We start from the raw sequence: 14,226 nt of genomic DNA, 5'->3' as shown, positions 1-14,226 counted from the left end.
CAACAAACAACACACAAAATGTTCAAAAACTACATCAAAACAGCGTGGCGTAATCTTGTAAAAAACAAGACGCACTCCTTTATTAATATTACGGGGCTTTCTGTAGGAATAGCTGTAGCCATTTTGATAGGTCTTTGGATTTGGAATAAAATCAGTTACGACAAGTACAATAAAAACTATGGCTGCATAGCCCAGGTTCTGCAAAATCAGACCCTTAATGATAATATTGCAACTTGGGGAGGCGTACCGTATCCATTGGCAGAAGAACTTCGCAAAGAGTACGGAAGCAATTTTAAACATGTGATATTGTCTTCCGGTGCGTACGATCAGATCATTAAGACCAATGAAAAAGCAATATCAAAAAGAGGAGCATATATGGAACCGGGTGCTCCGGATATGCTTGATCTTCAAATATTAGAAGGAGCAAATTCAGGATTAACAGATCCTACTTCTGTTTTGATTTCCAAGTCTGCTGCAGAAGCGATATTTGGTGATGCCAATCCTTTGGACAAAATTATTGAGATTGAGGGAAAAGTAACAGCAAGCATTTCAGGGATTTACAAGGATATTCCCAACAATTCTGCATTTGCAGGCATCGATTTTATTGGTCCCTGGCAGCTCAAACTTGCCATAGACAAATGGATTGAAGAGATGGACGACCCGTGGGGAAATAATTCATTCCAGGTTTTTGTACAGCTTGCCGAAAATGTTGATTTGGCGAATGTCTCATCACAGATAGCGGATGTCAAGTCAAACAATATTCGCAGAGAACAATTATCCAGCAACCCCCGGCTTTTTCTGCAACCGATGAGTAAATGGCATTTGTATTCCGAATTTAAAGGAGGAATAAATACCGGCGGACGAATTACATTTGTTTGGTTATTTGGGATGATTGGCGTGTTTATCCTGTTACTGGCGTGCATCAATTTTATGAATTTGTCTACCGCTAAAAGTGAAAGACGAGCCAGGGAAGTAGGAGTTAGAAAGGCTATCGGATCTCTTAAAACACAATTGATTCATCAATTTTTAATTGAATCATTCCTGGTTGTTTTCCTCGCGTTGATTTTATCACTCTTATTTGCCGAGATATCTCTTCCATTTTTTAACAGTTTAGCAGATAAACAACTATCTGTTCCCTGGAGCAATATTTTCTTTTGGTTGATGATGGTGGGATCTGCCTTGTTCCTGGGGCTGATTGCAGGCAGTTATCCATCTTTCTATTTATCAGAACTTAATACGGTTAAAATATTAAAAGGGAGCTTTCGGACAGGACGATTCGCCTCAATTCCGAGAAAGCTGTTGGTTGTTGTACAGTTCACTGTTTCTGTGATTTTAATCATCGCTACTCTCATTGTTTTTCGCCAGATTCAATTCGCTGAAAATCGTCCGCTGGGTTACAATCATGCCGGATTGATATCGGTTACAATGCATTCAGCAGATATTCATAATCATTTTGATACGGTACGAAATACATTAAAAAATTCGGGAGCGATTACGGAAATGGCGGAATCTGCCAATCCGCTCACACAGGTTTGGCGGACAAATGGTGGTTTTTATTGGGAGGGAAAAGAAGCCAATCAAACCGTAATGTTTCCTACATGTGGGGTTTCTTATGAATACGGAAAAACCATTGGCTGGGAAATTAAAGAGGGACGAGATTTTTCAAAAGATTTTCCATCAGATTCGTCGGCGTTTATTCTGAATGAAACCGCGGTGAAATACATGGGCTTGGAAGATCCCGTTGGAAAAACCATCAGGTGGAGTGATGGGGTGGCGTTCAAGGTGATCGGAGTTGTGAAAGATATGATTATGGAATCACCTTATGCATCGATCCGGCCCACTTTTTACTTCCTCAACAGAAATGTACCTCCCATCGTAAATCTCCGATTAAATCCATCGGTTAGTGCAGGTACAGCGTTGGATACTATAAAAAAAATATTTGAAGAGTTCAGTCCGGGTCAGCCATTCGAGTATCAATTTGTGGATACTGAATACGCCCAAAAATTTTCGGACGAAAAGAGGTTAGGTAATCTTGCTACGATTTTCGCCGTATTAGCCATTTTTATTTCGTGTTTGGGACTGTTCGGACTCACCACTTTCGTTGCGGAACAGCGTACAAAAGAGATCGGTGTGCGGAAAGTTTTAGGCGCATCGAACCTTGCTCTTTGGAGATTGTTATCAGGCGAGTTCATCATGCTGGTAATTATTTCGTTATTCATCGCTACGCCGGTTGCTTATTATCTGATGCACCAATGGTTACAGAATTACCAATATAGCACGAATTTATCGTGGCAAATATTTGCAGCAACAGGGATTGGGTTGTTACTGATTACGTTTTTAACGATCAGTTTTCAATTAATAAAAGTAGCACTTATGAATCCCGTAAAAAGTTTGCGGAGTGAATGAATTTAGTTAGTGGTTGGTGGATCGTTGTCAGTTGTAGACGTGCCACAGATAGCTACGAACAACTGACAACAAACAACACATAAAATGCTCAAAAACTACTTCAAAATTGCCTTCAGAAACCTGTTTAAACACAAGGTGTACTCTTTTATCAACATCTTTGGCCTGGCGGTTGGAATTGCTTGCTGTTTGTTGATTGGGTTGTATGTTCAAAATGAGTGGAGTTATGACAGTTTCCATTCAAAATCCGATCGTATTTATCGGGCTTGGTCTCACGAGGATTATGGAAATGATGAAATTTATTTTAATTCGACTACTCCTATCATTCTTGCCTCAACTCTTGAAAATAATATTCCCGAGGTAGAAGCCACCAGCCGATTCAGCAATCTTACAAACCTTGTAAAACGTCCCGATCAGGATGAATCAACATCAGAAACGATTTCTATGGTGGATCCTACGTTTTTTAAGATGTTTGATTTTTCTCTCATACAAGGAAATCCTGATGTCGTTTTTCAAAACCCTGGTTCTATTATTCTCACCCAAGAAACAGCAGATCGATATTTTGGGAATCAAAATCCGCTTCAACAAGTATTGAGCATACAGATTGGGGAAGGATTCGAGGATTTTCTTGTCACAGGAGTTGTTGAAGATCCTCCGGTTAATTCCAGTATCCAGTTTAATGCGCTGATTCCCTATTCAAACAGCCCTAAAATTTTTAGTGAAGGCGCACATGTAAGTTGGTTTAATGTCTCTCCGGAAACGTATGTTCTGTTGGAGGAAAATTCAACGGCCGAACAATTAGAGTCTAAGTTGGCCTCTATGATGGTCACTGTTTTGGGCGAGCGTTATGGCGACGAGTTTAATCCCGGAGATTTAGTCTACACCGTTGGACTTCAGCCAATTACTGATATTCATTTGAATACGGATATTCCCGTGGGCATTGCTCCTGTCAGCGATCCTACCTATTCCTATATTCTTGGAGCGATTGCCATTCTTGTACTCCTCATTGCTTGTGTGAATTTTATGACGTTGTCTTTGAGCCGTTCAACTTCACGAGCTAAGGAGGTTGGAATCCGAAAAACAATCGGAGCCGAGCGGACTCATCTGATGTACCAGTTTTGGGGTGAAGCTTTCCTGATGACGACCATTGCTCTCGGTATTGGAATATTTATTGCTGAATTACTTTTACCGAGTTTTAACGCATTGTCTGGCACCGAATTGAAAATGGTATTTAGTTTTAATCTTTTCCTTGTACTGCTGGGTACAGCATTTTTTATCAGCTTTATTTCGGGAAGTTATCCGGCCTTAATTTTATCCGGATTTAAACCTGTACAGATTTTTAAAGGACAAGTAAAAGTGGCCGGTGACAAAAACCTTTTTCGCCAGTCGATGGTGGTATTTCAATTTACTCTCTCCATCGCACTCATTGCCGGCACTTTGATTATCGGAAACCAGCTTGATTACATGAGATCAAAAGACTTGGGTTATCAAAAAGACCAAGTTGTTGTTTTAAATACCGATATGAATGCAGGGCCGGGAAATCCACTTTCAAATGTACTTGGGGAGGCAGGCCAATTGAAAGATCGCCTAGAATCTGAACTATCCGGTTCTTCAGAGATTTCGCAAATCAGCATGTCATCATTTACACCTGTTCAGGCGGGAGGATGGATCGGCGCGGATTACAAAGAATCCAATGATCGAAAACGTGAGTTCCATTTTAATATCGTGGACCACGATTTTGTTGAGGCGTACGGAATTCAAATTGTAAATGGGCGTGATTTTTCGGAAGAAAATCCATCCGATCAGCGCCGCGCTATTCTCGTCAACCAGGCATTGGTGGATGATTACGGCTGGGAAAATCCAATTGGAATGCGGTTGCCGGGCCCCAACTTTGAAGAACATGAAATTATAGGTGTCGTTGAAAATTTCAATTATGAATCGCTTCATACAGCGGTGGAGCCATTGGTTTTAACCATCAATCCAGGGTTAATATTCAGCGGAATTGATAATGTAAACTTCTCTGCATCTCCCACTCCGCGCATTTCTGTTCAGTTTTCTTCGCAGGATCTTCCAGCGCTTATGGACAAGATCGAGGAGAGCTGGGCAACCGTAGCTAGTGGAACTCCATTTAATTATACATTTGTAGATCAGGCGGTTGATAATCAATACCGACAGGAGCAGAGGCTTAGCCAAATTGTTTTGTTTGGTTCTGTACTTGCGATCGTTATTGCCTGTTTGGGATTATTCGGATTGGCTTCTCTGATGATTGTGCGGCGAACAAAAGAGATTGGCGTTCGTAAAGTGCTGGGAGCTTCATCCTCCAACATTGTATTACTGGTGAATAAAGAATTCACAAACCTCGTTGGAATTGCATTCCTGATTGCCGTACCTATCGTATGGTATGTCATGAGCAGATGGCTACAAAATTTTGCGTACAGAATTGATATTGGAATTGGTATAATACTATTAGCCGGTATTTCAGCGCTTACTATTGCGTGGCTGACGGTGAGTTATCAATCCATCAAAGCAACACTGGTAAATCCCGTGGAAAGTTTAAGGAGTGAATGATTACCAGCTCTCAGCCGTCAGCTTTCAGTAAAGATTGGTTGATAGCTTAAAAACTTATGATTCTACTAAATAAAATTTATATGTGCCAAACTTCGATTAAGCACTATAAACTAACAGGTCGCTATCAGAAGTGAATAATAATAAGTCGTCAATACTTAGCTGTCAGTCATCAGAGTGGTGAAACTGAAAGCTGATAGCTGACGACTGACAGCTTAAAAAACTATGATCCAACTAAATAACATCTACAAATACATCGACAAACGGTTCCAGCGAACCTTCATTTTGAAAGATATTAACCTGGAAATCAAGGAAGGCGAATTTATAACGATTATGGGACCCAGTGGTGCAGGGAAATCAACCCTGTTAAACATTCTTGGTTTTTTGGATGATGCTTCTGAAGGAGAATATCTTTTTCTGGGTGATCCGGTTCATAACCTCAACGAGAAACGAAAATCGGACTATCATAAATCGCATATCGGGTTTGTCTTTCAAGCCTATCATCTGATTGACGAATTGACCGTATACGAAAATATCGAGATGCCACTGCTCTATCGAAAAGTGAAATCCAAACAGCGGAAGGCAATGGTGGCCGAAATGCTGGACCGGTTTAACATTGTGGCGAAAAAAGATCTTTTTCCGCCACAGCTCTCAGGTGGACAACAACAAGTTGTGGGAGTGGCGAGAGCCATTATTGGCAGTCCAAAATTGTTGCTGGCTGATGAACCAACCGGAAACCTTCACTCTGAACAGAGCGAACAGATCATGGAAATGTTTACGAAACTAAACGAGGAAGGTGTAACCATTGTGCAGGTAACTCATTCGGAAAAAATGGCGGCTTACAGCAAACGCATCATAAGGCTTAAAGACGGAGCACTGGTCGAAAAAGATCCTTACCACGCAGAGTAGATATCTTGCAATTATTTCGAATGAAAACTTCATTCCCTGTTTGATATCCGTTACATTCATTTTTCTGCTAAAAAAGTGACAGATTGATTTAGATAATGAGTTTCTTTTCAAATTTGTTTTCGAAGAAGGAAAAAGTTGCAGAGCAATCACCGGACCTCGATATCAAAACCATCGTTTCAACAATCGAGCAGAGAGAGAAAGATGGTCAAGTGCCGCTTGGAAAAAAAATTGCTGCATTTGATTATAACGGATTGGAAATCCGGTTCGACCGTGATATTACACACAACGGGCGAATCTGCATTTTTGAAGGGGAAGAGCGTCTGTTCAGCTTTACCGTTTTTGCGAAAGAGGGCGAATACGATATCTTACAAGATGCCTTTCAATCTGTGAATACTTTTTTAAAAAGCGATCAGATGATTTCGAATTTACCCGATAACGAAACGCTTAAAGGCTTTTATCACCGCCATTAAATTTATTTTCATGTATAGAATTTTTACGCTTTCCATCTTTTTTCTGGTAGCCTTATCCACTTCACTTTTTGCCCAGTCACAGGCTGTGAAAGTTGCACAGGAATACAGGGACGATAACGCGCATTCGATTCTTGAGAATTATCTGGAATTTTTGAGCATTCCGAATGTGGCGTCTGATATTGAGAATATCCACAAAAATGCTGAGTGGATCATGAATGCGTTTGAAGAACGGGGTGCCGAAATGGAACTCTTAACACTGCCCGGGCAGCCGGATGTTCCTCCCGTTATCTATGGAGAACTGAATACACCCGGAGCCGAACGAACACTGATTTTATATGTTCATTATGACGGCCAGCCTGCTGATCCGAACAACTGGACGCATGCCCCGTGGAAACCGACTTTGTACTCTGCTTCCATGGAAGATAAGGGAGAACCGATTGAGTTTCCTGAAGCCGATGAATCCATCAACCCGGAATGGAGAATTTATGGGCGATCTGCATCCGATGATAAAGCGCCATTTGCAGCAATGTTGTCAACATTGGATGCATTCCAGGAAAATGATATTGAACTCACATCAAACCTGAAATTCTTCTTTGATGGGGAAGAGGAAAACGGCTCGCCCCACGTTCGACAAATTTTGGAGCGATATAAGGAAAAACTGGATGGCGATCTCTGGCTCTTTTTTGATGGGCCAATGCATCAGAGCGGAAGGCCTCAGGTTGTATTTGGTGTACGGGGTGTGACGGGAATGGAAGTAACTGTGTACGGGCCATCGCGTCCGTTGCATAGTGGCCATTATGGAGGTTGGTCGCCCGTTCCCGGACAGATGCTTGCCGAATTACTCGCCAGTATGAAAAAGGAGACCGGTGAAATTTTAATTGATGGATTTAACGACAGCACAGCACCTATCACACAGGCCGATAAAGAAGCGTTTGCCACACTGCCGGATGTGGATGATGAAATTATGGAAGACCTTGGATTAACATGGACAGAGAACGAAGGACGGTCGCTCATCGAAAGTTACATGTATCCCACATTGACAATTCGTGGACTTTCGAGTGGAAATACCGGCGAACTGGCGAGAAATGTAATCCCAACCACGGCTACAGCAACACTTGGAATTCGTCTGGCAAAAGGAAATAATCCCGAGGATATGAAAGACAAAGTGGAAGCTCATATCAGAAAGCAGGGATATTATATTGTTCGGGATGATCCGGATATGGAAACCCGTCTTCAGCATCAAAAAATAGCCAAGGTAACACGTGGCGGCGGATATCCGGCTATGCGAACGTCTGTTGAGAATCCCATGACACAGCAGGTTGTCGATGCCCTCAAAAAAGCCACTTCAGATGATTTGATTCTGTACCCAACGATGGGAGGAACGCTGCCGCTGTACCATTTTGAACAAATCATGCAAAAGCCGATTGTCATCGTTCCGATTGCCAATCATGACAACAATCAGCATGCTCCGGATGAGAATATTCGCATCGGAAATATCTGGTACGGAATCGATATCTATTTTTCTATTTTCACGATGGATTAAAAAGAATCAGAGCGCATAATCAGAAGAATTATTTGTATTTTTGACGTGTATGGAAGGCATTTGATTTCTAATTCATAAAGCCAACCCCTAATCACAACAATCAAGGTTTCAATCACCGGATATGGACCTGAAGGCTGTACTCTCCTGGATCAGGAATAAATTTACCATTCTTATCTGGATCTCAGATTATACAAAAGATGAGTTTACGGCCGACACCAAAGCGGGATTAACCATTGGGGTAATTGTGATCCCGCAAGTGATGGCTTACGCGGTTATTGCCGGTTTATCGCCCATATACGGGTTATACGGTTCGCTTATCCCACTTCTTATTTATCCGTTATTTGGAACCTCAAGACATCTGTCTCTGGGAGTTGTAGCTACCGACATGATTATTATTGTTTCAGGCGCAAGCAATATAGCGGAACCGGGTACAAGCGGATACGTTTCTGTTGTGATTTTGCTTACCATGTTTGCAGGATTGGTTCACATTGCTCTTTCATTACTGCGGATGGGTTTTTTGGTGAACCTGCTGTCAAAGCCCGTAATTTTTGGTTTTACGGCAGCGGCACCATTGATCATTGGTTTCAGTCAGTTGGGGAATATTCTCGGGATCGACACTGAGAACTCCCAATATGTAGGAATTTTACTAATCGATTTAATCGAAAAGATCGAATCCGTAAATATTGTTGCGTTAGCCATCGGGCTTACCGGTTTCCTGATGCTGTATCTCCTAAAAAAATGGAAACCGATGTTTCCCAGGGCATTGGTTTTGCTGGTTAGCAGCGGACTCGTAGTTTGGGGATTTAAGCTTCAACTATACAATCTGGATTTGATTGGTCCGATACCTTCAGGGCTTCCTTCCTTTGAATTTCCGGATATTTCTCTTGAGAATTTCCGCAGACTCATCCCAACGGTAACAACACTCGTTGTAGTACAGTTGATGACAGTTATTTCACTGGGTAAAACATATGCCAGCAAGTACAAATATCCCATCAATCCAAACCGGGAGTTTTTTGCGATAGGTGCGGCAAATTTTGTGGGCAGCTTTTTTCAAAGTCCGCCGATTTCCGGGAGTTTTTCACGGACCGTGGTTAGTGAGCAGGCGGGAACGAAAACAACCCTGTCGAATGTGGTTTGTGCTGCGGTCATTTGCCTTACACTTCTGTTTTTAACGCCGCTATTCTATTACATCCCGATTGCGGCGCTTTCTTCTATTATTATCCTGGCTGTGCTATCACTGATTGATATTGACGAGCTGAAGTATTTCTTCAGAACCAAACCGGAAGATGGGTATATCGCTATTTTTACTTTTTTCAGTGTGCTTTTTATCGGTATTCAGGAGGGGATCTTGTTAGGTATCGGCGGATCGTTGCTTATGGTGCTCTATCGTTCCAGCCGTCCTAATCTTGCTGTACTTGGCCATGTAGGAGGGACACGTACGTATCGTGATCTGTCCCGAAACCCAAATGCATCGCCCATTGAGGAAATACTGATCCTCCGGTTTGATGCATCCATTAACTTTAACAATGCAGAATTCATCAAGGATTTTATCATCCATAAAAGTGAAGAGAGAAATAAGAAAATTCGTGCGGTTATTGTAGATGCAAAAAGTATTAACGATCTGGATACGACAGCAATCGAAGCTCTTCGATCTGTCATGGAAACGCTGGAAACCTGGAATATCGAGTTTCATTTTGCAGGGATGAAAACCCCGGTTCAGAAATTGTTAACCCGATCTGGATTGGCGAGAAGCCTTGGCGGAACTCATTTCCACGAAAGCACGCATATGGCCGTAAAATATCTTCTCGATAAGTGGGATCGGAAAGAAAATATAGAAAGGGATGAGCAGGAATCTGAAGAAGAAGCGCCTCATCGGTTAAGCGATTACCTGAAAAGAGTTGACAGGTAGTTTTTGAGGTGTTGTGTCCAAATTCGAACAGTAACTGTTTGTTTTCGAACAGTAACTGTTTGTTTTCGAACAAGATAGATTTTATTTGACAGCACAACCGTGTATATGATCGCTAAATCAGGGTTGGCACATTTCTTGATTATAAATTCATGTGTATGAATCCCTAAATTGAAAAACCATGCAAAACGTCCGTGTACAATTTACCGTCCCGAATGTAGAGAAAGTTGTGAACCTTGAAGTATTTGTGAATGGAGAAAACCGAAAGATGCGATTTCGTGTCGAGAAATTTGATTTCGATGCCGATAATGGAAGCTCAGAAAATCTGGTAACCATTCTGCGGGACCGAATCACAAATTACGATGCCGAATGGGAGATTTATCATATCGGTACACCCAATGAAGGGCAGATTCCAGTCACTTTCAGGTTTAAGAATCATTGATTCTGTTTTAATATAAAACCGAGTATTTTCTTATAAAAAGTTGATCAATGCCATCTGGTTATTCCAAAACACCTCTTGTCAAAAAACTCGGTATTAAAGCTGGTAATACTATTCTTTTGCTAAATGCACCGTCACATTTTTTTGATTTGTTGGGTGAGTTACCAGCAGAGGTAACCATCGCGGATGAAAAATCTGACGGGCTGGTGCCTTTTATCCACCTCTTCGCAAAAAATGCAGCCGTTCTTCACGAATATTTTCCTATCGCAAAAAAGAGATTAGAAAAAGGCGGAATGCTTTGGGTTTCCTGGATCAAAAAATCATCCAAATTGGAAACGGATATTTTAGAATCTGACGTACGGCGTTTAGGGCTGGAAATCGGATTGGTAGATATTAAAATCTGCGCGGTGGATGAAGATTGGTCGGGATTGAAGTTTATGTACCGGAAGAAAGATCGGTAACTGCAGACAAGATTTTCTCAAATCAAATCAATTGCATAGCGAAGAGGATATCCTTATCTTTGGTGTCTGAAAAGATTTTGAACAACAGCCAAATAGCCATGAAGAAAGGAATTCATCCCGAATACAAAGAAATTACAGTTGTAATGAGCGATGGTAGCGAGTTTACAACGCGCAGTACCATGAATGTTAAGGAGGGGGTTTACAAGAGCGAGGTAGATTCAAAAAATCACCCTTTCTATAACAAAGATCAGAAGATTCAGAAGAAAGCTGACCGAATCGACCGCTTTAACAAACGTTACAATAAGAATAAGTAAGCGACACCAATTTCAAATTAAAGGATGCAGTGAAGTTCATTGCATCCTTTTTTTATGAACTGCCGATGGAACTAAAGACATTTACCGTAGGACCATTTTCAGAAAATACCTATTTACTCACCGAAAATGATCATGCCATTTTGATTGATCCCGGATTTTATGACGAACGGGAGTTCAGATCATTTAAAGGTGAGTTGGAAGATTCAGGAGAAGAGTTGCTTGCCGTATGTCTGACTCATGCCCATGTCGATCATATCCTCGGCCTTCATAAAGTACTGAAGGAATTTGATATTCCCGTTTACCTGAACCATTCTGATTTATACCTGTGGAATAATTTTGAGCAGCAATCCAAAATATTTGGTCTGAGCTCCGGCGGATTTGATTTTACTCCCGAATCCCTCGAAGAACAGAAAGGCTTCACACTTGGAAACTTTGAGTTCGATGTGATCTATACACCGGGACACTCCCCGGATCATGTCTCGCTTTATTTCGAAAAAGAAGATCTGCTGATTGCAGGAGATGTTATTTTCCATAACAGCGTTGGCCGAACCGATCTTTACAAGGGAGAATTTGACCTGCTTGCTTCCTCCATTCGGGAGAAACTGTACGCTCTTCCTGATACTACTTCCGTTTATCCCGGGCACGGGCCGGCAACAACAATTGGCCGGGAGAAGAAACACAATGCGTTTGTGAAAGCTGAATAATTTGCGGTCAGTGGTTCTTCTTCAAAGAATGCTGTAAAAAATTACCCGTCTGTATTCTTTTTCTCTTCCATCTTATTTTGCAATCGTTCAATCTGCTGATCGAAATGCTCGGTTTTGGAAGAGTTTACTTTCTTTAATCGCTGATAGGTATCAATGGCTGCGGAATAATTCTTTTGCTTTTCATGAATAACGGCAAGTGTTTCCGTGACGATATCATCCACATCCGAACTTTTCTGGCTTAAATCCCTGTCGTCATCAGAATTCGGATCAAATTTTATTCTTTTGGTCTCAACCGAAGAAAGTTTATTAATCAAAGAGTCCAGATCCTGAATCGGATGAACATAATCAAAAGAGAGGTGACCGCGTGTGAACGACTTGCGGTTTTTCTTTGGTTCCCACGCTTCAAATGCACGGGGATGAGAAATGAAATAGTGCAAACGGCTCATCAACTGGCTGCCCGGCGCCATCACTTTCGCATTCATGGATGCTTCAAGTGCATTTTCTTTGTCACCATTTTTTAAATACAGCCATGCCAGGAAAAAATACCCAACGGCCCCGGCATTTCGTTTTTCAATACGATTTCTTAGGCGCGAAATGGCTGCTTCCGGATCGGTTTCAAACGTTTCCAGGTAACTTTGATACGATTTCGGTATTTGATAGGACTCTAATTCCATACCAGATTTTATAGAAAGATTGCCGTTTTACCAATTGCTAACGGCATCATTAAACATGTTGTTTGCAATTTGTTGCAAGGCAGTTTCTGCCGCCTCAAGTTCACCATCAACAGGATTTTCAAGCACGTCATACGTGGCACTTCCCGTAAAAGTCGATGTCCAAAGCGGTTCTTCATCTGAAGCGAACTGAAACGTTGCCCGAACAGAAATACTGACTTCATTCAGGTTGGCCTGCTGGTCTCCGCCAATGCTGAACGGACGGTTAACATAACTCTGTATGGCGCCTTCTACAAATGCATCCGATGTTTCCTGATCGTTTGCCAGCGAAAGTCGGCTTTGGTTTACAAAACGTTCTAAAAGCGCACGGTTCAAACGGTCACTCAAATTACCAAGCCCACTCTGTGATTGATCCGGGAAAAATGGAATGTAAATGTTTTGCACATCCGAGGGGATGGACGTACCGGTGAAACTATAGCTGATGCATCCTGAGAACAGAATCAGCAGAGCAATCAAAAATGTACGGGTTCTTCTATTGCAATCCATATTGATCGAGCTTCCGGTAAAGGGTTCGTTCACTCACTCCAAGTGCTTCTGAAGCTTTCCGTCGATTTCCGTCGAATCGTTTGAGCGCCTGTTCAATCAGGAATTTTTCGGCTTCTTCGATAGATGGGATTTCTTTATCCGTAAAGAACTGTTCAATTTCATCCACTTCATCTTCTTCTTCACCGTCAAAAGAAGATTCTACGGACCGGATACCCAACGATGAATCGTCCATCTGTTCCCGAATATGCCCGGAAATATCATTGGGATCAATGTTTCGGGATACGGCACTTGGCAGTGCTTTGATTTCCTTCTCGCTGAATGTGGAATAAAGAAATTTTGCGAGCATCTTTTTGAGGTCGGAAATATCCGTTCTCATTTCAACAAGTGCACGGTAGATAATTCCGGTATCGGTTGAGGATTGTTGACTTTCAAACTCATCATCCGGATCCTGTCGGGAGAGAACCGGTAAATTATCGGTTGAACCAAGATGCTGCCGTCCTTTCAAATACTTTTGAAGCCGGTCTTTATCAATAAACTGAGATTTTTCCAGTACAACCAATTGTTCCGCTACATTTCTCAACTCGCGAACATTTCCCGGCCACCGGTACGAGATTAACAGTTCCTTTGCATCGTCTGAAAATCCCTGGAAAACGGAATCGTATTTGGAAGAGAATTCCGTTACAAACTTTCTGAAAATCGGGATAATATCTTCTTTTCGTTCTCTGAGCGGCGGCAGTTTAATTTTCACCGTATCCAGCCGGTAATAAAGATCTTCCCGGAAACTTCCATTTTTTACCAGTTCCCATAAATCCTGGTTGGTAGCCGCGATAACGCGGACATCTGCGGTGTACATTTTGCTGGAACCCACTCTGAAAAATTCACCACTTTCCAGAACCCGTAAGAGTTTTACCTGGATATTTTTGGGTGTGTCGCCAATTTCATCAAGAAAAATGGTTCCGCCATCCGCTTTTTCAAAATATCCTTTGCGTGCTTCATGTGCGCCAGTAAACGAACCCTTTTCGTGTCCGAAGAGCTCGCTTTCTATAATTCCCTCCGGAATGGCGCCACAGTTGACAATAACAATATCTTTTCGGCTTCTTTTGCTTAAAGAGTGGATGGCACGTGCGGTAACATCTTTACCGACGCCGCTTTCTCCCTGCAGTAACACAGTAATATCCGTACCGGATACCTGCATTATTTTATCAACAACCTGCTTTATTGCATCAGATTCGCCGATAATTCCATAACGTTCCTGTAGAGCTTGCCTGTCCATATAACTAATTTTTATTGAACCG

Annotated in this window: 13 protein-coding genes; 10 read left to right on the top strand and 3 right to left on the bottom strand. The window is 41.9% G+C overall.

Translation table 11 applies throughout. The annotated features are described in order from the left end of the window. The first annotated feature begins 18 nt into the window (after nucleotides 1–18). The 10 genes from L0B18_RS17550 (at nucleotide 19) to L0B18_RS17505 (ending at nucleotide 11,714) form a co-directional block, all read left to right on the top strand. Nucleotides 19–2,406, top strand: a complete 2,388-nt coding sequence (locus L0B18_RS17550) for an ABC transporter permease (RefSeq protein WP_234573168.1) — start codon at nucleotides 19–21, stop codon at nucleotides 2,404–2,406. Between the two features lie 84 nt (nucleotides 2,407–2,490). Then, nucleotides 2,491–4,971, top strand: a complete 2,481-nt coding sequence (locus L0B18_RS17545; protein ID WP_234573167.1) for an ABC transporter permease — start codon at nucleotides 2,491–2,493, stop codon at nucleotides 4,969–4,971. Between the two features lie 222 nt (nucleotides 4,972–5,193). Further along, nucleotides 5,194–5,877: an ABC transporter ATP-binding protein gene (locus L0B18_RS17540; RefSeq protein WP_234573166.1), complete on the top strand. Its 684-nt coding sequence runs from the start codon at nucleotides 5,194–5,196 to the stop codon at nucleotides 5,875–5,877. A gap of 95 nt (nucleotides 5,878–5,972) precedes the next feature. Beyond that, entirely contained in the window at nucleotides 5,973–6,347 is a 375-nt protein-coding gene (locus L0B18_RS17535) for a hypothetical protein (protein ID WP_234573165.1), read from the top strand. 10 nt (nucleotides 6,348–6,357) lie between these two features. Next, nucleotides 6,358–7,890, top strand: a complete 1,533-nt coding sequence (locus L0B18_RS17530; RefSeq protein ID WP_234573164.1) for a M20/M25/M40 family metallo-hydrolase — start codon at nucleotides 6,358–6,360, stop codon at nucleotides 7,888–7,890. A gap of 121 nt (nucleotides 7,891–8,011) precedes the next feature. Beyond that, nucleotides 8,012–9,799, top strand: a complete 1,788-nt coding sequence (locus L0B18_RS17525) for a SulP family inorganic anion transporter (protein WP_234573163.1) — start codon at nucleotides 8,012–8,014, stop codon at nucleotides 9,797–9,799. Between the two features lie 178 nt (nucleotides 9,800–9,977). Beyond that, nucleotides 9,978–10,238, top strand: coding sequence for a hypothetical protein (locus L0B18_RS17520; RefSeq protein WP_234573162.1), 261 nt, complete (start codon nucleotides 9,978–9,980; stop codon nucleotides 10,236–10,238). A 47-nt stretch (nucleotides 10,239–10,285) separates the two neighbouring features. After that, nucleotides 10,286–10,696: a hypothetical protein gene (locus L0B18_RS17515; RefSeq protein WP_234573161.1), complete on the top strand. Its 411-nt coding sequence runs from the start codon at nucleotides 10,286–10,288 to the stop codon at nucleotides 10,694–10,696. A 98-nt stretch (nucleotides 10,697–10,794) separates the two neighbouring features. After that, nucleotides 10,795–11,010 carry a 50S ribosomal protein L31 gene (gene rpmE, locus L0B18_RS17510; protein WP_234573160.1) on the top strand — a complete coding sequence of 72 codons (216 nt, stop codon included), beginning with the start codon at nucleotides 10,795–10,797 and terminating at the stop codon, nucleotides 11,008–11,010. A gap of 29 nt (nucleotides 11,011–11,039) precedes the next feature. After that, the gene (locus L0B18_RS17505; RefSeq protein WP_234573159.1) at nucleotides 11,040–11,714 is read left to right on the top strand and encodes an MBL fold metallo-hydrolase; all 675 of its coding nucleotides are present in this window, start codon (nucleotides 11,040–11,042) and stop codon (nucleotides 11,712–11,714) included. A gap of 41 nt (nucleotides 11,715–11,755) precedes the next feature. On the opposite strand, the gene L0B18_RS17500 is transcribed toward L0B18_RS17505, so the two are convergent. The 3 genes from L0B18_RS17500 to L0B18_RS17490 are packed head-to-tail and all read right to left on the bottom strand — an operon-like array spanning nucleotide 11,756 to nucleotide 14,204. After that, nucleotides 11,756–12,388: a hypothetical protein gene (locus L0B18_RS17500; RefSeq protein ID WP_234573158.1), complete on the bottom strand. Its 633-nt coding sequence runs from the start codon at nucleotides 12,386–12,388 to the stop codon at nucleotides 11,756–11,758. Between the two features lie 27 nt (nucleotides 12,389–12,415). Next, nucleotides 12,416–12,931 carry an LPS assembly lipoprotein LptE gene (lptE, locus tag L0B18_RS17495; protein WP_234573157.1) on the bottom strand — a complete coding sequence of 172 codons (516 nt, stop codon included), beginning with the start codon at nucleotides 12,929–12,931 and terminating at the stop codon, nucleotides 12,416–12,418. Beyond that, the gene (locus L0B18_RS17490) at nucleotides 12,918–14,204 is read right to left on the bottom strand and encodes a sigma-54 interaction domain-containing protein (RefSeq protein WP_234573156.1); all 1,287 of its coding nucleotides are present in this window, start codon (nucleotides 14,202–14,204) and stop codon (nucleotides 12,918–12,920) included. The genes lptE and L0B18_RS17490 overlap by 14 nt, the downstream gene beginning before the upstream one ends. Between the last annotated feature and the right edge of the window lie 22 nt (nucleotides 14,205–14,226).

This window comes from Rhodohalobacter sp. 614A (assembly GCF_021462415.1).
In the GTDB taxonomy this organism is placed as follows: domain Bacteria; phylum Bacteroidota; class Rhodothermia; order Balneolales; family Balneolaceae; genus Rhodohalobacter.
This window is presented reverse-complemented; position numbering and strand designations above follow the sequence as displayed.